Genomic DNA, 23,829 nt, shown 5'->3' on the forward strand with positions numbered 1-23,829 from the left:
CCTCGTACTGGACGTACTTGGATGACTCCGACAACGCAGCGCGTGTGCGTGCCGGGCGTCGCGCGCCAGGCGGGATTTGTCAGACACGGCCTAGGGCGCCGGAATCGTCTCCAGGTCGATCCGGTGCTCGCCCGCGTACACGTTCATGTCCTGCCCGCGCAGGAAGCCGACCAGCGTCAGGCCCGACTCCTGGGCCAGGTCCACCGCGAGCGAGGACGGGGCCGACACCGCCGCGAGCACCGGAACGCCCGCCATCACCGCCTTCTGCGCCAGCTCGAACGAGGCCCGCCCCGACACGAGCAGCACCGCCCGCTCCAGCGGCAGCCGGCCCTCCTGCAGGGCCCGCCCCACCAGCTTGTCGACCGCGTTGTGCCGGCCGACGTCCTCCCGTACGTCGAGCAGCTCGCCGTCCTCCGAGAACAGCGCCGCCGCGTGCAGACCGCCGGTCCGGTCGAAGACCTTCTGCTCCTCCCGCAGCCGCTCCGGCAGCGCCGCGAGCAGCTCCGGCGTCAGCCGCAGCGGCGGCGTGTCGGCGATCGGGAAGCGGGCGGTGGTGCGGACCGCGTCCAGGCTCGCCTTGCCGCAGAGCCCGCAGGACGAGGTCGTGTAGACGTTCCGCTCCAGACTGATGTCGGGCACGGGCACGTCCGGCGCCAGCTGCACGTCCACCACGTTGTACGTGTTGACGCCGTCCGCCGTCGCCCCGGCGCAGTACACGATGTTCCGCACGTCCGAGGCCGCGGCCAGCACCCCCTCGCTGACCAGGAACCCGGCCGCGAGGGCGAAGTCGTCGCCGGGCGTGCGCATGGTGATGGCGATCGGCCGCCCGTTCAGCCGGATCTCCAGCGGCTCCTCCGCCACCAGGGTGTCCGGCCGGGTGTTCACCGCCCCGCCCCTTATGCGCACCACACGCCGTCGCTCCGTGACCCGTCCCATGGCCGCTGCACCGTTTTCCGTCCGAGCGGGGACGCCACTGTCCCCGCGGGTCGCCCCCAGGGGCCTGACCGGGCCATTCTCCTCTTGTCGCGGTCGAACAGGCACTTCGGGTGAATCTTGGTGGTTTACGTCACCGGTTACCCGTCAGTCGCTGACAAGACTGGATCCTCCTGCCGAGGCCGCACCGCGGCAACGCACCGACCATCGAACGACCGAGGGGGTCCCGGGATGACCGGCACTCGTATCGCCGCGCTCGGGCACTACCAGCCCGCCAAGGTGCTCACCAACGCCGACCTCGCCGCCCTGGTCGACACCAGCGACGACTGGATCACCAGCCGGGTCGGCATCCGCACCCGGCACGTCGCCGGCCCCGAGGAGCCGGTCGACGAACTCGCCGCGCACGCCGCCGGCAAGGCCCTCGCCGCCGCCGGTCTCGGCCCCGGCGACATCGACCTGGTGCTCGTCGCGACCTCCACCGCGATCGACCGCTCGCCGAACACGGCCGCCCGGGTCGCGGCCCGCCTCGGCATGGGCTCGCCCGCCACCATGGACCTCAACGTGGTCTGCGCCGGCTTCACCCACGCCCTCGCCACCGCGGACCACGCCATCCGGGCCGGCGGTGCCCGCCGCGCCCTGGTCATCGGCGCCGACAAGATGACCGACGTGGTCGACTGGTCCGACCGCAGCACCTGCGTGCTCGTCGGCGACGGCGCGGGGGCCGCGGTCGTCGAGGCGACCGAGACCGACACCGGCGCGATCGGCCCGGTGCTGTGGGGATCCGTGCCCGAGATGGGCCACGCCGTCCGCATCGAGGGCACCCCGCCGCGCTTCGCGCAGGAGGGCCAGGCCGTCTACCGCTGGGCCACCCAGCAGCTGCCGACCCTCGCCCGCCAGGCCTGCGAGCGCTCCGGCGTCCGGCCCGAGGAGCTGGCCGGAGTGGTGCTGCACCAGGCCAACCTGCGGATCGTGGAACCGCTCGCCGCGAAGATCGGCGCGGTCAACGCGGTCGTCGCGCGCGATGTCGTCGACTCCGGCAACACCTCCGCCGCCTCCGTGCCGCTGGCCCTGGCCAAGCTGGTCGAACGCGGCGAACTGCCCTCCGGCGCGCCGGTGCTGCTCTTCGGCTTCGGCGGCAACCTCTCCTACGCGGGCCAGGTCGTCCGGGTGCCGTAGGGCGTGCGTCGGAAGTCCCGTCTGCCGGGAGGCGCCCTGCACGCTCGCTGCGTTGTCAGTCGTCGGCGCAGCACGCCGGGCCCGGGGGAGACGCGCGGCCCGGCTGGGGCGGCCCGGGGCCGGGGTGACCCGATCGGCGGAGCCCGGTGGCGGGGCACCCGGGGCGCGCCTAGCTTCGAACGCGACGAGGGCCCGCAACCGGCCCGCCGCGGAGTGAGCTCCGCGTCCGCCCTCGCGTCATCTGGAGGACCCCCATGCGCGCGATACGCGCCGCTTCCGCCGCCCTGCTCGCCGCCCCCCTCGCCACCGCCGCCCTGGTCTTCTCCGCGCCCGCCGCGGCCGCCGACGACACGGGCTTCGGCCCGACCGACCTCGGCTTCCTCAAGGACGAGTTGCTCAGGGACGGCGACGCCGCCCCGAAGGACGGCGGCGGCGCCCCGCCCAAGGACGCCTTTCCCCAGGACACCACCCCCAAGGACACCGCCCCCAAGGACGGCGGCACCGGGCACGACATCACGTCCTTCGGCTTCTCCGTCACCCCGTCCACCGTGGCGCCCGGCGGCACCGTCACCCTCAAGGCCGACGGCTGCGAGGTGCCCAGCGTGAAGGTCGAGTCCGGGGTCTTCGACACCGTCACCCTGAACGAGGGTCACCAGGGCACCGCCACCGTCGACTTCGACGCCAAGGCCGGCGCCCAGTACGAGGTCACCTTCGACTGCAAGGGCGAGCGCGGCACCACCACCCTCACCATCGCGGCCGGAGGCACCGCCCACAAGGGCGTGAAGGCAGGCTTCGGCAGCGGCGGCGGCACGAACGGGATCGGCACCACCGAGATGGTCACCGGCGGGGTCCTCATCGTCGGCGCGCTGGGCGCCGCCGTGGTGCTGACGCGCCGGCGCGAACCCGGCGAATCCTGAACCGGCCGGTCTCCCATACGGCTCCTCCGCCCCGGTGTGACGAGGTCCGGGGCGGGGGAGCGCCATTTTCCGGCACAGATCCGAGGCGAAGGGGCGGCAGACACGTGCAGGGCTCGGAAGGACCCGGGCGCCGGGGCGCCTGGGGCGTGATCGCCGTGGTCCTCCTGGTCGGCGTGCACCTGGTGCGCGGCGGGGCGGGGGAGTGGCCCGCCGACGGGCCGCCGCAGCCCGCGGCGGCCGCCGCCGCGGCCGGCCGGGCCGCCGCAGCCGCCGGGGCCGCCGCAGATCCGCTGCCCGCCTCGCCGCCCGTACGCGTCAGGGTGCCGTCCGTCCGCATCGACGCGCCGGTGACCCGGGTGGGCCTGGACGCCGAGGGCTGGATCGAGGCCCCCGGCGCCCCGTACGACCGCGACCTCGCCGGCTGGTTCACCGGCGCCGTCACCCCCGGCGAGCGCGGCACCGCCGTCGTCGTCGGCCATGTCGACGTCCCCGCCGGCCGGGCCGTCTTCTACGACCTGGGCGCGCTCGCCCCCGGCAGGCGGGTGGAGATCGCCCGCACGGACGGCCGGACGGCGGTCTTCACGGTGTACGGGATCGAGGTCGTCCCCAAGGACGGCTTCCCGGCCGAGCGGGTCTACGGCACCACCGGCGCCCCCGAACTCCGCCTGATCACCTGCGGCGGCCGCTACGCGCCGGGCACCGGCTACGAGAGCAACGTCGTCGTCTCGGCCCGTCTGACCGCCACCCGCTGACCCCCGCCGCGCCGGCCCCCGTACTGACCACGGAAAACGCTGGTGAAAGGCGCCTCGAACCCCTGGTAGAGTTATCCATGTCGCCGCGGGGAACACCCCGCGCACACCACCGGTCCGGGTGGCGGAATGGCAGACGCGCTAGCTTGAGGTGCTAGTGCCCTTTATCGGGCGTGGGGGTTCAAGTCCCCCCTCGGACACCAGAAGAAGACCCCAGCTCCGCTGGGGTCTTCGTTCGTTTCAGGGCGCGTGTCTACCGTTTCCGCGCCATCACCAGCCGGCAGCGCGGGCTGCCGTCCTCCCGGACGCCCAGGGAGCCGACCGGCAGGGTCTCCACCGTGAAGCCGGCGGACTCCAGGCGGGCGCGGACGTCGGCCAGGCGGAAGGTGCGGTAGTACATGACGAAGGGCGGCCGCCACACGGCGTTACGGACCCGCATCACCGCGTCGAAGCCCCAGAGCGTCCAGTACGGGGCGGAGCCCACCCGCGGCGGGGCCGGGAGCGGGAAGGCGAAGGTGCCGCCGGGGCGCAGGGAGGCGTGGACGGCGGAGAAGAGGACGCGCTGCCCGGCGGGGAGGAAGTGGCCGAAGGCACCGAAGCCGACCGCCAGGTCGAAGACCGGCGCGAAGGGCAGGGCCAGGGCGTCGGCCCGGACCAGGGTGGCCCCGGGGTGGGCGGCGCGGGCCTCGTCGAGCATGCCGGCGCTGAAGTCGACGCCCGTGATCCGGCCCGCGCACACCGAGCGCAGCACCCCGAGCCCGGCACCCGTGCCACAGCACACGTCGAGACCCGAGTCGAAGGGGCCGAGCGGTTCCAGGGTCTCGGCGACCGCGCCGAGCAGCCGGTCGGAGGTGCGGAACGGCGTCGCGTCGAACTTCGCGGCCAGCAGGTCGTAGCCGTGCTCGACGGACGACAGCGCCTGGCGGGTCAGTTCGTACAGGCTGGGGCCCTCGGGGGAGAACATGCTCCGACCCTACGACCCCGGTCCGCACGACACGCCCTACAGCGGGCTGCCGACCTGCGGCGGGATGCTCCAGGCCGGCGCGATCCCGGTGAGCTGGCAGGTCAGCAGGTACAGCGGGATCGGCGGGGTGTAGGGGGAGTCGCCGTCGGGGTGGTGGATAAGCCGCGGCCGGCGGTCCGGGACCACGGCCCCGGGGGCGTAGCAGACGGGCAGCGGCCAGGTCAGGTCCAGGTCCGAGCCGCCCGGGACCAGCCACCACCACCAGTCGCCGTCGGCGTAGACGCAGCCCTTCGCGGGGAGCCGGGACAGGATGCGGAAGCCGTAGCGGGCGGGGACGCCGACCGCGTCGCAGCCGAGGCTGGCCGGCAGGTCGACGGGGACCGGCAGCCGGGTCCCGCCGAGGGGCGCGGGCACGGGGGAGAGGGCGGCGGACGTGCGGGGGGCGTTCTCGGGGCTCTTGCGGGCGCGCGGGATCAGCAGCGTCGCCAAGGTCCTCAGCACGGCTCGCCCATGCCGTGCGCCAGCTCCGCCCAGACGATCTGCGCCGTGCCGTGGCCGGTGCGGTCCGCTCCCCAGGACGCGCACAGCGCGTCGACCAGGATGAGGCCCCGGCCGCGTTCCTCCTCGCCGCAGTCGCGCATCCGCGGACCGGCGGGTCCCCCCTCGTCGCGCACGGCTATCCGGAGCCGGTCCTCGCCCTCACGGATCTCGCAGACGATCCGCGCGCTGGCGGTGTGCACGACGGCGTTGGTGACGAGTTCGGAGACGACCAGGGCGACGGTGTCGCGTATGTCGCCGTCGCAGCCCCAGAGGATCAGGCGCTCCTCGGCGAGCCGCCGGGCCCGGGACACGGACTCGGTCCGCGCGGGCAGTTCGAAGGCGAAGCGGCGGAAGGGGGCGTCGTGGGGGCGTGGGCGCTGGTTCATGACGCGAGGGCTCATGAGACCTGAGGAGTGCGCGTTACCAGAAGCCACGACCGGATCCTCACAAAGTGGGCAGGAGTGCCGTACACACCCCTCCTGGGCGATTCGCCCGGCGGCGTGCGTACTGGTTCACCGGAATACTGTGCTCCTGAGTCGGACACTTGGCAAGTGGCACTCTGAAAATTGCAGAGTGCCGTGTTCTCTCTGTCCGGGGTTCGTGGCACACTCCAGGAAACAGTGCGTCGGGGAGGTCTGAGAGTGAGCGAGCCGCGGTCCGCCCCCACGGTGGGACAGGTCGTACTCGGCAAGCGTCTGCAGGATCTGCGCGAGCGGTCCGGCCTCAAGCGGGAAGAGGCCGCCAAGATCCTCCGGGTGGCCCCGGCCACGATCCGGCGCATGGAGACGGCGGAGGTCGCGCTGAAGATCCCGTACGTACAGCTGCTGCTGAAGGCGTACGGCATCACGGACTCCGAGGCGGAGGGCTTCGTCGCCCTCGCGGAGGAGGCCAACCTCCCCGGCTGGTGGCAGCGGTTCCACGACGTGCTGCCCGGCTGGTTCTCCATGTACGTGAGCCTGGAGGGGGCCGCGAGCCTCATCCGGGCCTATGAACCCCAGTTCGTCCCCGGTCTGCTGCAGACCGAGGACTACGCCCGTGCCATTCTGCGCAGCGGGGCCGTCGGCGGGAGGAACGCCGAGGAATCCGAGGAGACCGAGCGCCACGTCGCCCTCCGCATGGAGCGCCAGTCCCTGCTCACCAGGGAGGATGCGCCCAAGTTCTGGGTGATCATGGACGAGACGGTCTTCCGCCGACCGGTCGGTGACGGGCCCGAAGTGATGCGCGACCAGCTCGACCGGCTGCTCCAGGCGTCGGAGCTGCCGAACGTCACCCTGCAGATCGCGGAGTTCGCGTCCGGACACCACCCCGGTACGTACGGACCGTTCGTCCTCTTCCGCTTCGCCATGCCCGAACTCCCGGACATGGTCTACAGCGAGTACCTGACCGGCGCCGTCTATCTCGACGCGCGCCCCGAGGTGGCTTCCCACCTCGAGGTCATGGACCGCATGGCGGCCCAGGCCGCGACTGCACAACGCACGAAGGAGATTCTCCGGAATCTCCGCAAGGAGCTGTGAATGGATCGCATATACAACGGCATGCCCGCCGCCGAGCTCGGTGCCGAGGGATGGCACAAGCCGTGGAGCGGCGGGAACGGGGGCAACTGCGTGGAGGCCATGAAGCTGGCCGACGGCAGGGTCGCCGTGCGACAGTCCGCAGACCCTGAGGGACCCGCGCTCATCTACACCCACGGAGAGATCGCCGCCTTCATCCAGGGGGCCAAATCCGGTCAGGCTGACTTCCTGCTCACCTGACCCCTTCCGTCCCACCCCGTGCATCGCGTAACTCTTGCTGTCAGCAGCACCGTTCGACCCGCCGAGGAGAGCCGATGACCCCCCAGGACCCCGTACCCCCGCAGAGCGGCATACGGATCGACACCAGCAAGCCGCACCCCGCGCGCATGTACGACTGGTTCCTGGGCGGCAAGGACAACTATCCCGTCGACGAGGAGATGGCCCGCCAGCTCCTCACCGTCGACGCCCGCGGCCGGGACATGGCCCGGGTCAACCGGGCCTTCATGCACCGCGCCATCCGCTGGCTCAGCGCCGCCGGCGTGCGCCAGTACCTGGACATCGGCACCGGCATCCCCACCGAGCCCAACCTGCACCAGATCGCGCAGGAGGCCGCGCCGGAGTCCCGGATCGTCTACTGCGACAACGACCCGATCGTGCTCGCGCACGCCGCCGCCCTGCTGCGCTCGACCCCGGAGGGGGCCACCGAGTACATCCAGGCCGACGCCCGCGACCCCGAGCTGATCCTCGAAAGGGCCGGAAAGGTCCTTGACTTCGACCAGCCCATCGCCCTGTCGATGCTCGCGCTGCTGCACTTCGTCGGCGACGAGGACGGGGCCTACGAGCTGGTCGCCAAGCTCGTCGACCAGCTGGCCCCCGGCAGCTATCTGGTCCTCTCGCACGTCACCGGCGACTTCAACCCCGAGGGCGCGGCGCAGGCCGCCGCCCTGTACAAGGCGCGCGGAATGACCCTGCGCCCGCGCTCCCGCGACGAGCTCGCCGCCTTCTTCGCGGACCTCGACCTCGTCGAGCCGGGCGTCTCCCTCACCGCCGAGTGGCACCCCGAGCTGGGCGAGCCGGTCCCGGTGCCGGGCGACGAGCCCATCCCGGGCTGGGCGGCGGTCGGCCGCAAGCGCTGACCTGTGGTCCTGTACGGGAGAGGGGCCCCGCCGTTCCGAACGGCGGGGCCCCTCCCGCGTATCCGCTGCTACGGGTGTTCCAGCGTCACCAGGAAGCGCTGCGCCCGGCCCACGTTCCCGGCCGCGTCGACCGTGCGGTACTCCACCGTGTGCGTGCCGTAGTCCGGCATCGCATCGTCCCACGGCACCACGCGCGGGCGGCCCAGCTTCCCGTACACCAGGTCGTCGATCACCGTCCCCGACGGCGAGAAGCGGAACGGGGCGGAGGCGTCCGTCGGCCAGCCGTAGTACGTGTACCAGCCGTCGCCGTCCACCCGGAACTGGCTCACCACCGCGCCCGCCCGGTCGTCCCGCGCCGTCAGCCGCATCGTGAACGCGGCGTCGTACACGTACTCGACCGGCCGCCCCGGCCGGCGCACCGTGCGCAGCGGTTCCGACAGCTCGTACGCGACGGAGGCCGGCGTCGCGTCCACGCTCCAGCGCAGCGCGTGCCGCGTCCCGGGGATCCGGGCGGTCAGCGCGTGCGCACCGGGCGCCAGGCGCAGCGCGCCCAGGTCGAGATCGCGGTCGTTGCCCGGGTTCGGCACCGTCCGGCCGTCGAGGGTCCAGGTCACGCCCGGGGTGCGGCGCAGTGGGTGGGTGGTGTCGGCGTACACCACGGACCGTGCGCCGACCGGGGCCGCGGTCGGCGTGTGCCCGGTGAACGCCGCCGGCGCGTCCGCGCTCCTGGACGTACGCAGCGCCGGGTCCACGGACCAGCGCACGGTCCGGGTCAGCGCGGCCGAGCCGCGTACCGCCGGGTCGCGCACGAACGGAGTGGGGTCGGTGACCGTCGCCGTCAGCGCGTACGTACGCCCGGGGGAGAGGCCGCCCACGGACCGCAGGTCGAGCGTGCGGGCGCCGCCGGTGCGCAGCGGCCGTCCGTCGAGCCGCCATTCCACGGCGAGTTCGCCGCCCGTCGGGTGCAGGGTGTCCACCCACACCGTGCGGTCGGCGCCGATCGGGCCGCTGTCCGGGGTGTGGTCCTGCACCAGGTCGACCTTCCCGGAGACGGCCTTCACCATCACCTCGCGCTCCACCTGGTCGAAGGCGTAGCCGAGGGTCTTCATCATCGAGTGCCGGCTCGGCCGCCAGACGCCCCGGGTGCTGTACATGCCGCCCTCGTACCGCCCGACGACCCCGCCGGACTCGCTCTCCTCACCGAGCCAGCGCCACCACTTGGCCTGTTCCGCACGCATCTGATCTTCGGTCAGGAGCGAGTGGTGGACCGAGCCGGGCTCGGCGCCCTCGTACGTGCCGCCGGGCACTCCGCGCGCGTAGTAGTCGTACTCGTCCTGCAGCCCGCCGAGCGAATGGCCTATCTCGTGCGGGGTGATGAGCGCCGACAGGGCGTTGCCGCCGGACGCGGTGGCGTAACTCCCGCCCGCGCCGCCGTAGGTGGAGCTGTGCGCCAGGGCCACGATCTGCCGGTTCGCCGCCCGGGTGCCCGGCACCAGGTCCGCGAACCCGGCCGCCTTGGCGCCGTTCACGGTGAGCAGCCGCTGCACGCTCCCCGGGTTGCAGCCGCCCCAGAAGCCCATGTCGAGCGCGGTGGCCCGGGCCGGCGCGTCGAGCGAGGGATCGCAGTCCACGCCCGACTCCTCCGACGGGACCTCCACCGCCCACACGTTGATGTACGAGCGGTACGAGGCGAACGGCTCGATGCTCCACAGCATGCTGAGATGTCGCTCCAGGTCCGCCCGGAACACCGGCATCTCGTCCGCCGTGTAGCCGTCGCCCATCACCACCAGGTTGAAGCGGCGGGCGGCCGGCCCGGTGGTCTGCACGGGGACGACGGTCGCCCCGCCGCTCTCGGCGGCGGCCGGCCCTCCGTCGGCCACGGTCCCGGTGGCCACGAGGCCGGCCGCGAGCAGACAGCCCACGAGGAGCCGGGCCACGAGGTGCCGGGCCACGAGGTGCCGGGCCACGAGGTGCCGGGCCGCTCCTCGTCGTACACCCCTTCGTCGCGGTGCAGTCGGTGAAGTCATGGGGCGCGAGCCTAGGCCGAGCGCCCCGAGCCGTAAAGATGTTCGTCAGTCGTCCATGTCAGCGACGCAGATAGGCAAGCCCCGCGTGCTCGGCCGTGTAGCCGTCGACGAGCCGGCGGGCCACCGCCACCGAGTCGACCAGCGGATGCAGCGCGAAGGCCTTCACCGCGGTCGCCCGCGAGCCGCTCTCCGCCGCCGCGAGCACCTCCCGCTCCACCGCCTTCACCGCCGTCACCAGACCCACCGCGTGATACGGCAGCGGATCCACCGACACCGGATGCGCGCCGGCCGCGTCCACGAAGCACGGCACCTCGATCACCGCGTCCGCGTCGAGCACCGAAAGGGTCTGCCGGTTGCGGACGTTGAGGATCAGCGTGGCCCGCTCGTTGCGTGCGATCGCCCGCATCAGGGCGAGCGCCACCTTCTCGTAGCCGCCCGACTCCAAATCCGCCTCGTCCCGCTCGCCGACCCCGGCCGCCTCCCGGTTGTGCGCCATGTAGGTCGCCTCGCGGTCCGCGAGCACCCGGTGCCAGGTGCCGAGCGGCGGGGTGTCCGGCTTGCCCATCTCCTCGTAGAAACCGGCCTGCTGGTCGAGGAGATAGGCGCCCCGGGTCTTCTCCGCCTCGCGGTAGGCGCGGACCGCCTCGCGGTTGAAGTAGTAGTAGTGCAGATACTCGTTGGGGATCGCGCCGAGCGAACGCAGCCACTCCGTGCCGAAGAGCCGGCCCTCCTCGAAGGAGCCGAGCAGCGCGTCGTCCTCGAAGAGCCGCGGCAGTATGTCATGTCCGCCGACCTTCAACCCCCGTAGCCAGCCCAGGTGGTTGAGGCCCACGTAGTCGATCCACGCCTCGTCCGGGTGCGCGTCGAGCACCCTCGCCACCCTGCGGCCGAGCCCCACCGGCGAGTCGCAGATACCGATCACCCGGTCGCCGAGGATCCGCGACATCGCCTCGGTCACCATGCCCGCCGGGTTGGTGAAGTTGATGACCCAGGCGTCCGGGGCGAGTTCGGCGACCCGGCGAGCGATGTGCGTCACCACGGGCAGGGTGCGCAGCCCGTACGCGATGCCGCCCGCGCCCACCGTCTCCTGCCCGAGCACCCCCTCGGCCAGCGCGATCCGCTCGTCCGCGGCCCGCCCCGCGAGCCCGCCCACCCGGATCGCGGAGAACACGAAGTCCGCGCCGCGCAGTGCCTCGTCGAGATCGGTCGTCGCGCTCACCACCGGCGCGTCCGGCACCCCCTCGCCCTGCTCGCCCAGGACCCGCCCGATCGCCGAGAGCCGCCCGGCGTCCAGGTCGTACAGGGTGACGTGGGAGACCCGCCCCTCGGCGTGGTCACCAAGCAGGGCGCCGTACACGAGCGGCACCCGGAACCCGCCGCCTCCGAGAATCGTCAGCTTCATGGTCGTACGGTATCGGGATGCACGTCCTCGGCAGCCGGATCCTGCTCCGCCCGACGGACCCCGAGCGGTCCCGGCGCTTCTACGGCGAGACCCTCGGGCTGCCCGTCTACCGCGAGTTCGGCACCGGCCCCGACCGCGGCACCGTCTACTTCCTCGGCGGCGGCTTCCTGGAACTCTCCGGCCGCGCGTCCGCCCCGCCGCCGGAGCCCGCACCGCGGCTGTGGCTCCAGGTCGCCGACGTGCGCGCGGCCCGCGAGGAACTGCGCGGCAAGGAGGACGTACGGGTGCTGCGCGAGCCCGTGACCGAGCCGTGGGGCCTGATCGAGATGTGGCTGGCCGACCCGGACGGCCTGCGCATCGCGGTCGTGGAGGTACCGGAGCGGCACCCGCTGCGCTACCGCCCGTAGGACGCGAAGAGCGTTGGTCGGGTTTCACGCGACAATGAGCGCATGTCCCGACGCAAGACCCGCCCCGCTCGCCCCGCCCGCTCCGGCGCCACCGCCGTGACCGCCGAGTCGCCCTGCCCGTGCGGCCTGCCCGCCCCGTACGGCGCCTGCTGCGCGCGATTCCACACCGGCCCGGCCACCGCCCCCACCGCGGAGCTGCTGATGCGCTCCCGGTACAGCGCCTTCGTCGTCCGCGACGAGCCCTATCTGCTGCGCACCTGGGCCCCGGCCACCCGCCCCGCCGACGTCGACTTCGACCCGGCGATGCGCTGGACCGGCCTGACGATCGAGGCCACGACCGACGGCACCGCCTTCCACCAGCAGGGCACCGTCACCTTCCGGGCCCGCTTCACGCACGGCGGCACCCCGGGGGAGCTCCACGAGCGCAGCCGCTTCGCGCGGCACGACGGCGCGTGGGTGTACGTGGACGGGGACTTCCTGGACTGAGTGAGGGAGGGCCGGATGGGCGCGGTGCGACCCCCGGCACCCGCCCGCCCTACCCCTGCCTCACACCCGCTCCCACCGGCTCCCGGTCCCCCCTCGGCAGCCCCTGCGCCAGGTCCTCCGCGATGAGCTTCTTCGCGATGGCGTCCGTGGCCGCCCGCAGCTCCGGGCCGCTCGGGCGGCCGCGTTCCTGTTCGACGCGGGCGCTGAGCCAGTCGCCCCAGGCCTTGGTGATGACGTCGGCCTCGCGCTTGCCGGCCTCGGTGTGGGTGAGCAGGTTGCCGTGCCGGGTGAGGAAGCCCTCGTCGACCATGCGGTCGAAGACCGGGAGCAGGACCTCGGGCGGGACGCGGCGGCCGGCCGAGATGAGGCCGAGGCTGGCGTGACCGACGATCCGGGTGAAGAGTTCGACCTGCATGACGGCCCATGCGCCGGCCGTGTCGAGGCGGGTGTCGGAGTCGGCGACGATGCGTTTGGCCGTGTCGTAGTCGGTCTTGCGGATGATCCGGCCGACCGAGAGTTCGAGCAGTCTGGCCGAATCTCCGCTGGTGGTCGGTGAGGCGAAGCCCTCGCCCATGTCGGGGGCGTTGGCGCGGGCGGTGTCGCGGAGGGCGACCTGTTTGAGGAAGAGCGCGACGACGAATCCGACGCCCGCCACCGGCACCGTCCACAGGAAGACGGTCTGCAGGGTGTCGGCGTAGGCCTGGACGATCGGTTCGGCGATCCCGCCGGGCAGCGCGTGGAGCCCGGACGGGCTTTGCGAGGCGCGGACGACGACCGCCGGGTCGAGCCCGGCGGCGGACGCGAGCGCAGAGGCCTGAGCGACCCCCTCGGTCAGATTGGGCTTGAGGGCGTTGGTGTAGATCGTGCCGAAGACGGCGGTGCCGAAGGAGCTGCCGAGCGTACGGAAGAAGGTGACGCCCGAGGTGGCGGTGCCCAGGTCCGCGTAGTCCACGGTGTTCTGCACCGCGATGGTGAGCACCTGCATGCACAGGCCGATGCCGACACCGAGCACGAACATGTAGAGCGAGGCCAGCCAGGCGCTGGTGTCCGGGTCCATCAGGGACAGCAGGAAGAGGCCGACGCCCATCACCAGACAGCCGACGATGGGGAAGACCCGGTACCGGCCGGTCTTGCTGACCACGTTGCCGCTGAAGATCGAGGCGATGAGCAGACCGATGACCATTGGCAGGGTCCGGATGCCGGAGATCGTCGCCGAGTCCCCGTCCACGTACTGCAGATAGGTCGGCAGGAAGGTCATCGCGCCGAGCATGGCGAAGCCGACCACGAAGCTGAGCACCGAGCACACGGTGAAGACCGGATTGCGGAACAGGCGCATGGGCAGCATGGGTTCGGCCGCCCGGGTCTCCGCCCAGCAGAACAGCGCGAGGGCGATCAGCCCGCCCGCGAAGAGGCCGATGATGACGCCCGAGCCCCAGGCGTACTCGTTGCCGCCCCAACTGGTCGCCAGGATCAGGGCGCTGGACCCGACCGCGACGAGCGCGATGCCCAGATAGTCGATGACCGGCCGGCTGGCGGAGCGTACGGAGGGGATGGAACGGGCGGCGGCGATCACGACCAGGATCGCGATCGGCACGTTGACGTAGAAGGCCCAGCGCCAGGTGAGGTGGTCGGTGAACAGACCGCCGAGCAGCGGCCCGATCACGGTGGAGACGCCGAACACGGCGCCGATCGCGCCCTGGTACTTGCCGCGTTCGCGCAGCGGGATGACGTCGGCGATCAGCGCCATCGAGGTGACCATGAGACCGCCGGCGCCGATGCCCTGGAGGCCGCGCCACACGATGAGCAGCGTCATGTTGGTGGCGAGGCCGCTCAGGAACGAGCCGGTGATGAAGACGATCGCCGAGATCTGGAAGATCACCTTGCGGCCGAAGAGGTCGCCGAACTTGCCGACGAGGACGGTCGCGACGGTCTCCGCCAGGAGGTACGAGGTGACCACCCAGGACATGTGGGCGGCGCCGCCGAGGTCCGACACGATCGTCGGCAGCGCGGTGCCGACGATCGTCTGGTCGAGCGCGGCGAGAAGCACGCCGAGCATGATCGTGCCGAAGACGACGTTGCGACGGCGGCTGTCGAGCACCGGTGGCTCGGCGGCGGGGGGCGCGGGCGCTGCTTCGCTGGTGGTGGTCACTCTCGCAGGGTCACACCGACGGCGGCGTCCCGCATGTGGAGGACACCCGAACCGGTACGAGCCGAACCCCGACGGCCCCGGGCGGGCGGGCGGCCCGTCAGTAACCCGGGCGCACCGGCAGCTTGGGGTGGTGCTTGGCCAGGATCTTGTTGGCCCGGGCGAGCGCGGCGAGCGCGTGCTCCCGGTCGGCCCGGTCCTCCGCGCACAGCGGCCCGCGGAAGCGGTACACCTCGCGCGCCGCGCAGTCGGCGTCGACCTCGGCCTGCAGCACGTGCAGCGGCAGGCAGGAACCGATCAGCGCGGCGACGCGGTCGGGGATCGGCACGGGGACGAGGGTCGAGGGCGAGGCGATCACGGTCGGTCCTTGTGGGGGTCGCGGGCGGGGCGGCGAGAGGGGGTTTCCCTCTTCCGTACGTACTTCCATACGTACCGGATGCCGGTGCCGGTTCGCCGACGGCCCTGTCACCACCGGGCAACACCCGGGGCGCCGCTTCGGCGGGGCGTGCGGGCGGGCGCGCCGGGGGTCCGGACGTTCCCGCAGGTGCGGCAGGGTGCACCCGTGCCGTCGCGCGTCAGTCCATCGAACGGAGTGGCGAGAAAAGAGCGTTGCGCGCAAACCTGATGTGGGGCATCTCACGTCCGCTCGGCGCCGTAACGATCTCTGTGTGGTAAAGGAGTCCGAGCCCTCGCCGCTACGAGAGGATCTCGCCGAGGTCGTACGAGACCGGCTCCTCCAGCTGTCCGTAACCGCAGGACTCCGGCGTCCGGTCCGGGCGCCAGCGCTTGAACTGGGCCGTGTGCCGGAAGCGGTCGCCCTCCATGTGGTCGTACCCGACCTCGCAGACCCGCTCCGGCCGGAGCGCCACCCAGGACAGGTCCTTCTTGCCCGACCAGCGGCTCGGCGCGCCCGGCAGGCGGGAGGACTCGTGCGCCGACTCGTCCGTCCAGGCCGCCCACGGATGCCCGTCCGGCGGGTCCATGACCAGCGGCGCCAGCTCCTCGACCAGTTCGGCACGGCGCTGCGCGGTGAACGCCGCGCACACCCCGACGTGCTGGAGCGCGCCACCGTCGTCGTACAGACCCAGCAGCAGCGAGCCGATCACCGGCCCGCTCTTGTGGAAGCGGTAGCCGGCCACGACCACATCGGCCGTGCGCTCGTGCTTGATCTTGTACATCAGACGCGCGTCCGGCCGGTAGGGCAGGTCGAGCGGCTTGGCGATCACCCCGTCGAGTCCCGCGCCCTCGTACTGCTCGAACCAGCGCGCCGCCACCTCCTGATCCGTCGTCGCCGGCGCGAGATGCACCGGGGGAGCGACCCCGTCGAGCACCCGCTCCAGGGTGGCGCGCCGCTCGGCGAGCGGGGTGTCGAGGAAGGCCTCGTCGTCCAGGGCGAGCAGGTCGAAGACGACGAACCGGGCCGGCGTGGTCTCCGCCAGCATCCGCACCCGCGTGTCGGCCGGATGGATCCGCTCGGTGAGCCGGTCGAAGTCGAGCCGCCCGTCGTGCTCGATGACGATCTCCCCGTCCACCACACAGCGCTCCGGAAGCCGGGCGGGCAGCGCCTCGACGAGCTCGGGGAAGTAGCGGGCCAGCGGCTTGCCGGTGCGGCTGCCGATGAAGACCTCCGGCCCGTCGCGGTGCACCAGGGCGCGGAAGCCGTCCCACTTGGCCTCGTACTGCATCCCCGGCGGGATCTTCTTGACGGCCTTCGCCAGCATCGGTTTCACGGGCGGCATCACCGGCAGGTCCATGCCCGCGATTCTAGGGAGGGTTCATATGATTCGTCCCGATATGCGCGCCATGTGCGCCCGCCCTAGGCTGACCGGCATGGCAGGCAAGGCGGCAGCGGTGGAGCTCGAGGTCGGCGACCGGACCGTGAAGGTGTCCAACCCCGACAAGGTGTACTTCCCCGAGCCCGGCTACACCAAGATGGACATGGTCCGCTACTACCTGGCCGTCGGCGAGGGCATCACCCGCGCCCTGCGGGACCGGCCCACCACCCTGGAGCGCTACCCCGACGGCGTGACCGGCGAGTCCTTCTTCCAGAAGCGCGCCCCCAAGTACCTGCCCGACTGGATCCCCACCGCCCACATCACCTTCCCCAGCGGCCGGTCCGCCGACGAGATGTGCCCCACCGAGCCGGCCGCCGTGCTGTGGGCGGCGAACCTGGGCGCGGTCACCTTCCACCCCTGGCCGGTACGCCGGGAGGACACCGACCACCCCGACGAACTGCGCCTCGACCTCGACCCGCAGCCCGGCACCGACTACGCCGACGCCGTCCGCGCCGCCCACGAACTGCGCGCGGTCCTCGACGAGCACGGGCTGCGCGGCTGGCCCAAGACCTCCGGCGGGCGCGGCCTGCACGTCTTCGTGCCGATCCTGCCCAAGTGGACCTTCACCCAGGTCCGGCGGGCCGCCATCGCCTGCGGCCGGGAACTGGAACGGCGCATGCCGGACCGGGTCACCATCAAGTGGTGGAAGGAGGAGCGCGGCGAGCGGATCTTCCTCGACTACAACCAGACCGCCCGCGACCGCACCATCGCCTCCGCCTACTCCGTCCGCCCCCGCCCGCACGCCCCCGTCTCCGCGCCGCTGAGCTGGGACGAGATCGACGACGCCGTCCCGCGCGACTTCGACATCCGCACCATGCCCGAGCGCTACGCCCGGCTCGGCGACGTGCACGCCGACATGGACGCCGAACGCTTCGGCCTGGACTCGCTGCTCGACCTCGCCCGCCGCGACGAGGCCGACCACGGCCTCGGTGACCTGCCCTATCCGCCGGAGTACCCGAAGATGCCGGGCGAGCCCAAGCGCGTCCAGCCGAGCCGGGCGAAGAAGAAGGAGGAGTAGGTCCCTTGGCCGCGGTGCCCGCGCCCGCCTACGATGCCGAAGATCACCGCCGCACCGTGGGGGAGCGGGGGGAGCGCACCTGGGGGGAAAGCGCGTGGACCAGTACAACGTGCCCGTGGGACCGGCCACCGTGCGCGGGCCGCGCTACCGGTTCCGCGACCCCAAGGGGCCGGCGCTCGTCGTCCAGTGCCTGATCGCCACGTGGGCCCTGGCCGACATCGCCGTGATCGTGACCGGTAAGGACTCCCCCTTCGGCGAGGACGCGGACGCCCTGCTCGGCGGGCTCCAGATCGCCTGCTGGGGCGCGTTCCTGTTCTGGTTCCACCGCTGCCGGTGCAACGCCGAGGTGCTGGCGCCCGGCACCCACAAGTACGCGCCGGCCTTCGCCCTCGGCTCGTGGATCATCCCGCTGGCCATGTGGTGGCTGCCGCGCCGGATCATGCTCGACATCCGGCGGGCCGGTGGCCGGCCGCTCGACGTGTGGTTGATCAACGCCTGGTGGTTCGTGTGGCTGTGCGACGGCCCGGTCTCGGTCGCCGTCCACCTGCTGATCCTGCACCAGACCGACTACGAGAATCCCGTGGACAAGGCCGTCGCCGTGCTGGACGCGATCCTGGCGATCGCAGTCATCCGCCGCGTCACCGCAGGTCAGCCGGCCGGCCCCCTGCCCTACTTCAACATGACCTGAGGTACCGCCGCCACGACCTGAGGTACCGCCGCCGTGCGCGGGAGGTGTGGCCGAAACGCTCCGGTCGGTGTGCGGCGCGCCGCGTTGATCGGACGTTGATGGCGCGTTTAGAACCCCGGGCCACAGTGTTACGCATGCAGACCGACACATTGACCCTCGCCCCGCAGACCCTCGTGGCCGACGACCTCTCGTGGCAGGAGGACGCCCTGTGCGCCCAGGCCGGGCCGGAGTTCTTCTTCCCGGCGCCGGGCTCCTCGACCCGCGAGGCGAAGCTGCTGTGCGGGGCCTGCGAGGGCCGCCTCGCCTGCCTGGAGTACGCGCTGACGCACGACGAGCGGTTCGGCGTGTGGGGCGGCCTCTCGGAGAAGGAGCGGATCCGGCTCAAGCGGCGCCAGGGCTGAGCCCGCGGAGGACCGAAGTCGCGCCGCGGGCTCGGGTCGGGCGGGCTGGGCTCAGCCGGCCGCGCGGGCCGCCATCCGCGCCTTGCGCGCCGCGAGCCGCTCGTCGAACTTGCGGGCCTCGCTGTCCAGGCCGTTCATGTACAGGCCCAGCTCCTCCTGGGCGCGCAGACCGTCCGGGCCGAGCCCGTCGATGTCGAGCACCTTGAGGAAGCGGAGCACGGGCTGCAGCACGTCGTCGTGGTGGATGCGCAGGTTGTAGATGCCGCCGATGGCCATCTGGGCCGCCGCGCGCTCGAAGCCGGGCATTCCGTGGCCGGGCATGCGGAAGCCGACGACCACGTCCCGTACCGCCTGCATGGTCAGGTCGGGGGCGATCTCGAAGGCCGCGCCCAGCAGGTTGCGGTAGAAGATCATGTGCAGGTTCTCGTCCAGCGCGATGCGGGCGAGCATCCGTTCGCAGACCGGGTCGCCGGAGTGGTGGCCGGCGTTGCGGTGCGAGATGCGCGTGGCGAGCTCCTGGAAGGAGACGTACGCGATCGAGTGCAGCATCGAGTGCCGGTTGTCGGACTCGAAACCCTCGCTCATGTGCGCCATGCGGAAACGTTCAAGCTCGTCCGGGTCGACGGCCCGCGAGGCCAGCAGGTAATCGCGCATCACGATGCTGTGCCGGCCCTCCTCCGCGGTCCAGCGGTGCACCCAGGTGCCCCAGGCGCCGTCGCGGCCGAAGAGGGTGGCGATCTCGTGGTGGTAGCTCGGCAGGTTGTCCTCGGTGAGCAGGTTCACCACCAGCGCGATCCGGCCGACGTCGGTGAGCTTCGACTGCGAGCGGTCCCAGGCCTCGCCGTCCTCGAAGAAGCCCGGGAAGTTCCGGCCGTCCGACCACGGGACGTACTCGTGCGGCATCCAGTCCTTGTAGACCTTGAGGTGCCGGTTGATCTCCTTCTCCACGGCCTCCTCGAGGGCGTACAGGAGCCGCGCGTCGGTCCACCCTGAAGAAGTGCCGAGGTGGGGAGAGGTGAGCGTCACGGGGAACTCCTGGGGACGGAGAAGGGCATACGGAACTACCTACGGCTTCGTAGGTTACGAGACCGTAGGTTAAGGCCCCGTAAGGTGTGGGCCAAGCCCGTCTCGGCGATGTCCGGTTACGTTCCGTTATGCGCCCAGGTCCCGTACCGCGGAAGGGACCCAGGTCACGCGTTTGTTCGCCGGGTCCCCCGTGGTCGGGCGGCTACTCAGAGCAGACGGTCGGCCGTCGTCGGTCGCAGCGTGCCGTCGAGCGTCACCCAGCGGGTGATCCCCAGCGACTCCAGGAACGGCAGGTCGTGACTCACCACGACCAGCGCCCCCTCGTACGCCTCGAGGGCGGACGTCAGGCTCCGGACCGACGCCAGATCCAGGTTGTTCGTCGGCTCGTCGAGCAACAGCAGCCGCGGAGCGGGCTCGGCCAGCATCAGCGCCGCCAGGGTCGCGCGGAACCGCTCGCCGCCCGACAGCGTCCCCGCCGGCCGGTCCGCCCGGGCGCCCCGGAACAGGAACCGGGCGAGCCGGGCCCGGATCTCGTTGGGCGTGGCCCGCGGCGCGAAGCGCGCCACGTTCTGCACCACGCTCAGCCCGTCGTCCAGGACGTCGAGCCGCTGCGGCAGGAAGCGCAGCGGGACGTGCACCTCGACCTCGCCCGAGACCGGGGCGAGTTCGCCCGCGAGCGTCCGCAGCAGGGTCGTCTTCCCGGCCCCGTTCCGCCCGAGCAGTGCCATCCGCTCCGGGCCCCGCAGCTCGAACCCGCCCTCGACCCGCGCCCCGTACGGCAGTTCCAGATCGCGCAGCATCAGCACGTCCTGCCCCGGATGCACGGTGGTACGGGGCAGCTCGACGCGGATCTCGTCGTCGTCCCGCACCAGCTCCACCGCCGCGTCGAGCCGCGAACGCGCCGCGTCGAGGCGCTCGGCGTGCAGCGCCCGGTGCTTACCCGCCGACACCTCGGCCTGGCTCCTGCGGGTGTTCGCGACGACCTTCGGCACCACCTTGTTCTCGAAGCTCTTCTGCGCGTAGCGCCTGCGCCGGGCCAACTTGGCGTGTGCGTCCCACAGTTCGCGCTTCTGGCGCTGGACGTCGGCCTCCGCGACCCGCACCATCCGCTCCGCCGCCTCCTGTTCGGCGGCCAGCGCGGCCTGGTAGTCCGACCACGCGCCGCCGTACCAGGTGACCTCGCCGTCGCGCAGATCGGCGATCTGGTCCACCCTTTCGAGGAGTTCGCGGTCGTGGCTCACCACGACGAGGACACCCGTCCAGGCGTCCACCGCCGCGTAGAGCCGGCGCCGCGCGGACAGGTCCAGATTGTTGGTCGGCTCGTCGAGCAGTAGCACCTCGGGCCGGGCGAGCAGCAGCGCGGCGAGCCGCAGCAGCACCGACTCGCCGCCGGACAGCTCCCCGATCGTGCGGTCCAGGCCGATGTGGCCCAGCCCGAGCTGATCGAGCACCGCCCGGGCGCGTTCCTCCACGTCCCAGTCGTCGCCGACGGCCGCGAAGTGCTCCTCGGCCGTGTCGCCCGACTCGATCGCGTGCAGGGCCGCGCGCGCCGTATCGATGCCGAGCGCCCGGTCGACCGGCAGCGCGGTGTCGAGAACCAGGTTCTGCGGCAGATAACCGATCTCACCGGCCGTGCGGATGGTGCCCGAGGACGGGGTCAGCTCCCCGGCGAGCAGCTTGATCAGTGTCGACTTCCCCGCGCCGTTGAGCCCGACCAGACCGGTCCGGCCGGGGCCGACCGCCAGCCGGAAGTCGTCGAGGACCCGAGTGCCGTCGGGCCAGGAGAAGGACAGGGACGAACAGGTGATGAAGACGGGGCGAGTTGCCAAGAGGGCCTCCCGGATGCGAAGCGTGGAAAGAGGGCATCGCGTGAGACACCGGGGCGCGGCGGGATCCGGACGAGGAATCCGGACCCGGATGGGGCTGGGCCGGAAGGGACCGGAGCGGCAGGAACGCTCGTACGCCGAGGTCGGACGACGGCACACGCGGCGGCAACGGGGCGGCACGCGCGGCACGGTGTCTCAGGACCTCAGACGTTCAACGGCCTGCTCCGATCTGGCGACGACGGCAACGCGGACGACGCTACGGGCGAGGGCCGCGGGACGGCAACCGAATTACCGGCAGGATCCGGAAGGCCCGCCCTAGGAGTGCTCCTCCAGGAGCTGCGCCAGGTCCTGGTCCCAGTCCACGTACCGGTTCTCGTGGCCGCTCGGCACCAGATGCTGCGAGCGCTTCAGGAAGCTGCGCAGCTCGGAGGTGCGGATGTGCACCATCGCCACGCCCTCGGGCGCGTGGAACTCGACCACCGTGCGGTCGTAGCCGTACGGCCGCAGCCGCACGTCCCCGACCCCGGCCGGCCCGTCCACGCCCTGGACGAGCAGCTCGCGCGCGAAGGCCCAGGACACCTCGACCCCCTCCAGGGTCGCGGGCGGCGGGAAGGCCATGCTCACGGCGTACGGGTCCGCGCGGTCGTAGCGCAGCGTGGCGGCGACCGACTCCGTACGGGGCGCGGACGCGACCAGACGGGCCTGCACGGCCTGCTCGATGACCTTGGACATGGGCCAGCCTCCTGTCGCGGGTGACATGCACTCCGCTGCCTCTGCCTGACACAAGGAGAGACGATCCGCGAGACCGGATCGTGCACCGGAGGGGTACGTGAGCTGTGTCACCGCCCGGGGCGCGGGCGCCGGCAGCGCCTGCTCGGTGACCCTCAGTGACTCTCGGCGCCGCTCAGCGTTCCTCGGCCCGGTCGAAGTCGCCGCCCGCGCAGGGACCCGAGTGATCGCAGTACGGCTGGTTCCGGGAGGCGCCGCAGCCGCACAGCACCGCCCTGACCTCGTGCCGCTCTCCGGACCCGGTGCGCACGCGCAGGTCGCCGCGCATCAGCAGGCGCCCGTCCGGCATCCGGCGGACCGTGGTCGGGGTGTCCGGCGGCTCGGCCGTGTCGTCGGCCAGGTGGTAGCGCAGGGCGCCCGAGGGACAGCGGCGGACCACCTCGGCGACCTCCTCCGGGGCCGCCCCGCCGGGCTGTACCCAGGGCCGCTTCTGCAGATCGAAGACAGGGGGGAGGCCGCGGACGCACTCGGCCGCGTGCAGACAGCGGCGTGGCTCGAAGGTGACGGTGATGCCCTCGCCTTCGTACTCCTTGAGCTTCGGCGCCTCGTCCGGGACGGGGTCGTTCACGCGGTCCGTCATGCGCACCAGCCTAGGAAGGCGGCGGCCGGTACGCACTCCGGCACTCTGGACGGGATCTTCACGGTGGGCTAGCTTCCGGCGCCATGACGTCCATGGGGAAGACGAGACGAGTGATGGCGGCGGGACTGGCCGGGGCGGCGCTCGCCATGGCCCTGACGGTGCCGGCCGGGGCGGCGGCGAGGGAGGACGGACACGCGACGGACGGGTGGCGCGGCTGGCGGCTCACCGCGACCGGCACCGACGCCCGCTTCCGCGGCCTGGCCGCGGTCAGCCGCTCGGTGGCCTGGGCAGCCGGCTCCAAGGGCACGGTCCTGCGCACCACCGACGGCGGCGCGAGCTGGCGGAACGTCTCTCCGCCGGAGGCCGCCGGCCTTGAGTTCCGCGACGTCGAGGCCTTCGACGCACGGCGGGCCGTGGTCCTCGCGATCGGCGAGGGCGAGGCGTCCCGGGTCTTCCGCACCGAGGACGGCGGGGCGACCTGGACGGAGTCCTTCCGCAACACCGACCCGCGCGCCTTCTACGACTGCATGACCTTCTTCGACCGGCGGCACGGGCTCGCGATGAGCGACCCGGTCGACGGCAGGTACCGCATCCTGTCCACCCGCGACGGCGGCCGCTCCTGGGAGGTCCTGCCCGACGCCGGCATGCCGGCGGCGCTGCCCGGCGAGGCCGGTTTCGCGGCGAGCGGCCAGTGCCTGGTGTCCGCCGGGCCTCGGGACGTGTGGCTGGCGACCGGCGGCGGCGCGACCGGTCGGGTGCTGCACTCGGCGGACCGCGGTCTGACCTGGACGGCCACCGAGACCACCGTCCCGGCGGGCGAGGGCGCCAAGGGCGTGTTCGGGCTCGCCTTCCGCGACCGGCGGCACGGCATCGCGGTCGGCGGCGACTACCGCAAGGACCAGCCCTCTCCGCAGGCCGCCGCCGTCACGGGCGACGCGGGCCGCAGCTGGACCGCCTCCGCCACCCCGCCGCCCGCCTACCGCTCGGGCGTCGCCTGGCTCCCGCACACGAAGTCCGCCGCCCTCGCCGTCGGCCCCACCGGCACCGACCTCACCACCGACGGCGGCCGCACCTGGCGCACGGTCGACCCCGGCTCGTACGACACGGTCGACTGCACCGCCGACGGCGCCTGCTGGGCCGCCGGCGAGAAGGGCCGCATCGCCCGGGCGGAACGCCGCTAGGGCGTGTGTCGAAAGTCCCGTCTGCCGGGAGGCGCCCTGCACGCACGCTCGCCGCGTTGTCAGTCGTCGGCGCAGCACGCTGCGCTCTCTC

The 23,829-nt window shown here is 72.5% G+C and carries 25 protein-coding genes and 1 tRNA gene; 13 read left to right on the forward strand and 13 right to left on the reverse strand.

The annotated features are described in order from the left end of the window. Window positions 1-90 precede the first annotated feature (90 nt). The gene (gene fdhD, locus AB0M18_RS34975; protein WP_365765249.1) at window positions 91-936 is read right to left on the reverse strand and encodes a formate dehydrogenase accessory sulfurtransferase FdhD; all 846 of its coding nucleotides are present in this window, start codon (window positions 934-936) and stop codon (window positions 91-93) included. A gap of 228 nt (window positions 937-1,164) precedes the next feature. Between fdhD and AB0M18_RS34980 the strand changes: the two genes are divergently transcribed. From AB0M18_RS34980 to AB0M18_RS34995, 4 genes are all read left to right on the forward strand, one after another. Continuing rightward, the gene (locus AB0M18_RS34980) at window positions 1,165-2,109 is read left to right on the forward strand and encodes a beta-ketoacyl-ACP synthase III (protein WP_365765251.1); all 945 of its coding nucleotides are present in this window, start codon (window positions 1,165-1,167) and stop codon (window positions 2,107-2,109) included. 254 nt (window positions 2,110-2,363) lie between these two features. Then, entirely contained in the window at window positions 2,364-3,026 is a 663-nt protein-coding gene (locus tag AB0M18_RS34985; RefSeq protein WP_365765253.1) for a hypothetical protein, read from the forward strand. A 104-nt stretch (window positions 3,027-3,130) separates the two neighbouring features. Further along, window positions 3,131-3,778, forward strand: coding sequence for a class F sortase (locus AB0M18_RS34990; protein WP_365765255.1), 648 nt, complete (start codon window positions 3,131-3,133; stop codon window positions 3,776-3,778). Window positions 3,779-3,890: 112 nt separating this feature from the next. Beyond that, window positions 3,891-3,978 (forward strand) — tRNA-Leu (locus tag AB0M18_RS34995). Window positions 3,979-4,028: 50 nt separating this feature from the next. On the opposite strand, the gene AB0M18_RS35000 is transcribed toward AB0M18_RS34995, so the two are convergent. From AB0M18_RS35000 to AB0M18_RS35010, 3 genes are all read right to left on the reverse strand, one after another. After that, on the reverse strand, window positions 4,029-4,739 hold the full coding sequence (locus tag AB0M18_RS35000) for a methyltransferase domain-containing protein (RefSeq protein ID WP_365765257.1): 711 nt from the start codon (window positions 4,737-4,739) through the stop codon (window positions 4,029-4,031). Window positions 4,740-4,775: 36 nt separating this feature from the next. Beyond that, on the reverse strand, window positions 4,776-5,153 hold the full coding sequence (locus AB0M18_RS35005; RefSeq protein WP_365765294.1) for a hypothetical protein: 378 nt from the start codon (window positions 5,151-5,153) through the stop codon (window positions 4,776-4,778). Between the two features lie 80 nt (window positions 5,154-5,233). Further along, the gene (locus AB0M18_RS35010; protein WP_365765259.1) at window positions 5,234-5,665 is read right to left on the reverse strand and encodes an ATP-binding protein; all 432 of its coding nucleotides are present in this window, start codon (window positions 5,663-5,665) and stop codon (window positions 5,234-5,236) included. A gap of 255 nt (window positions 5,666-5,920) precedes the next feature. On the opposite strand from AB0M18_RS35010, the gene AB0M18_RS35015 reads away from it, so the two are divergent. The 3 genes from AB0M18_RS35015 (at window position 5,921) to AB0M18_RS35025 (ending at window position 7,926) form a co-directional block, all read left to right on the forward strand. Next, the gene (locus tag AB0M18_RS35015; protein ID WP_365765261.1) at window positions 5,921-6,793 is read left to right on the forward strand and encodes a helix-turn-helix transcriptional regulator; all 873 of its coding nucleotides are present in this window, start codon (window positions 5,921-5,923) and stop codon (window positions 6,791-6,793) included. Further along, on the forward strand, window positions 6,794-7,030 hold the full coding sequence (locus tag AB0M18_RS35020; RefSeq protein ID WP_015037566.1) for a DUF397 domain-containing protein: 237 nt from the start codon (window positions 6,794-6,796) through the stop codon (window positions 7,028-7,030). Between the two features lie 74 nt (window positions 7,031-7,104). Continuing rightward, a complete protein-coding gene (locus tag AB0M18_RS35025) occupies window positions 7,105-7,926 on the forward strand; it encodes an SAM-dependent methyltransferase (RefSeq protein ID WP_365765263.1) in 822 nt (273 codons plus the stop codon). A gap of 68 nt (window positions 7,927-7,994) precedes the next feature. On the opposite strand, the gene AB0M18_RS35030 is transcribed toward AB0M18_RS35025, so the two are convergent. Both AB0M18_RS35030 and AB0M18_RS35035 read right to left on the reverse strand, forming a co-directional pair. Continuing rightward, entirely contained in the window at window positions 7,995-9,893 is a 1,899-nt protein-coding gene (locus tag AB0M18_RS35030; protein ID WP_365765265.1) for a M64 family metallopeptidase, read from the reverse strand. 118 nt (window positions 9,894-10,011) lie between these two features. After that, window positions 10,012-11,355: a 6-phospho-beta-glucosidase gene (locus AB0M18_RS35035; RefSeq protein WP_365765267.1), complete on the reverse strand. Its 1,344-nt coding sequence runs from the start codon at window positions 11,353-11,355 to the stop codon at window positions 10,012-10,014. 17 nt (window positions 11,356-11,372) lie between these two features. On the opposite strand from AB0M18_RS35035, the gene AB0M18_RS35040 reads away from it, so the two are divergent. Together AB0M18_RS35040 and AB0M18_RS35045 are read left to right on the forward strand one after the other, a co-directional pair. Then, window positions 11,373-11,762 (forward strand): VOC family protein, encoded by a 390-nt coding sequence (locus AB0M18_RS35040; protein ID WP_365765269.1) that lies wholly within the window; start codon window positions 11,373-11,375, stop codon window positions 11,760-11,762. Window positions 11,763-11,804: 42 nt separating this feature from the next. Further along, the gene (locus tag AB0M18_RS35045) at window positions 11,805-12,248 is read left to right on the forward strand and encodes a YchJ family metal-binding protein (RefSeq protein ID WP_365765271.1); all 444 of its coding nucleotides are present in this window, start codon (window positions 11,805-11,807) and stop codon (window positions 12,246-12,248) included. A 49-nt stretch (window positions 12,249-12,297) separates the two neighbouring features. Here the strand turns inward: AB0M18_RS35045 and AB0M18_RS35050 are convergent, their stop codons facing one another. From AB0M18_RS35050 to AB0M18_RS35060, 3 genes are all read right to left on the reverse strand, one after another. After that, the gene (locus tag AB0M18_RS35050) at window positions 12,298-14,397 is read right to left on the reverse strand and encodes an MDR family MFS transporter (RefSeq protein ID WP_365765273.1); all 2,100 of its coding nucleotides are present in this window, start codon (window positions 14,395-14,397) and stop codon (window positions 12,298-12,300) included. A gap of 97 nt (window positions 14,398-14,494) precedes the next feature. Then, complete coding sequence (locus AB0M18_RS35055; RefSeq protein WP_265863207.1) at window positions 14,495-14,752, reverse strand: hypothetical protein; 258 nt, start codon at window positions 14,750-14,752, stop codon at window positions 14,495-14,497. 337 nt (window positions 14,753-15,089) lie between these two features. Further along, window positions 15,090-16,148, reverse strand: coding sequence for an ATP-dependent DNA ligase (locus AB0M18_RS35060; protein ID WP_365765275.1), 1,059 nt, complete (start codon window positions 16,146-16,148; stop codon window positions 15,090-15,092). A gap of 76 nt (window positions 16,149-16,224) precedes the next feature. On the opposite strand from AB0M18_RS35060, the gene ligD reads away from it, so the two are divergent. The 3 genes from ligD (at window position 16,225) to AB0M18_RS35075 (ending at window position 18,336) form a co-directional block, all read left to right on the forward strand. Continuing rightward, on the forward strand, window positions 16,225-17,247 hold the full coding sequence (ligD, locus tag AB0M18_RS35065; protein WP_365765277.1) for a non-homologous end-joining DNA ligase: 1,023 nt from the start codon (window positions 16,225-16,227) through the stop codon (window positions 17,245-17,247). A gap of 94 nt (window positions 17,248-17,341) precedes the next feature. Further along, window positions 17,342-17,935, forward strand: coding sequence for a DUF4328 domain-containing protein (locus tag AB0M18_RS35070; protein WP_365765279.1), 594 nt, complete (start codon window positions 17,342-17,344; stop codon window positions 17,933-17,935). Window positions 17,936-18,069: 134 nt separating this feature from the next. Beyond that, window positions 18,070-18,336: a WhiB family transcriptional regulator gene (locus AB0M18_RS35075; protein WP_365765281.1), complete on the forward strand. Its 267-nt coding sequence runs from the start codon at window positions 18,070-18,072 to the stop codon at window positions 18,334-18,336. Window positions 18,337-18,387: 51 nt separating this feature from the next. Here the strand turns inward: AB0M18_RS35075 and AB0M18_RS35080 are convergent, their stop codons facing one another. From AB0M18_RS35080 to AB0M18_RS35095, 4 genes are all read right to left on the reverse strand, one after another. Beyond that, window positions 18,388-19,362: an acyl-ACP desaturase gene (locus AB0M18_RS35080; RefSeq protein WP_365765283.1), complete on the reverse strand. Its 975-nt coding sequence runs from the start codon at window positions 19,360-19,362 to the stop codon at window positions 18,388-18,390. Between the two features lie 206 nt (window positions 19,363-19,568). Further along, window positions 19,569-21,191: an ABC-F family ATP-binding cassette domain-containing protein gene (locus tag AB0M18_RS35085; protein WP_365765285.1), complete on the reverse strand. Its 1,623-nt coding sequence runs from the start codon at window positions 21,189-21,191 to the stop codon at window positions 19,569-19,571. A gap of 312 nt (window positions 21,192-21,503) precedes the next feature. Continuing rightward, window positions 21,504-21,920 carry an SsgA family sporulation/cell division regulator gene (locus AB0M18_RS35090; protein WP_365765287.1) on the reverse strand — a complete coding sequence of 139 codons (417 nt, stop codon included), beginning with the start codon at window positions 21,918-21,920 and terminating at the stop codon, window positions 21,504-21,506. Between the two features lie 172 nt (window positions 21,921-22,092). Beyond that, window positions 22,093-22,557 (reverse strand): (4Fe-4S)-binding protein, encoded by a 465-nt coding sequence (locus AB0M18_RS35095; RefSeq protein WP_365765290.1) that lies wholly within the window; start codon window positions 22,555-22,557, stop codon window positions 22,093-22,095. Between the two features lie 83 nt (window positions 22,558-22,640). Here AB0M18_RS35095 and AB0M18_RS35100 point away from each other — a divergent pair, with 83 nt between their 5' ends. After that, a complete protein-coding gene (locus AB0M18_RS35100; RefSeq protein WP_365765292.1) occupies window positions 22,641-23,738 on the forward strand; it encodes an oxidoreductase in 1,098 nt (365 codons plus the stop codon). Window positions 23,739-23,829: the final 91 nt, after the last annotated feature.

Origin of the sequence: Streptomyces sp. NPDC051909 (assembly GCF_040681095.1) — a bacterium.
Lineage (GTDB): Bacteria > Actinomycetota > Actinomycetes > Streptomycetales > Streptomycetaceae > Streptomyces.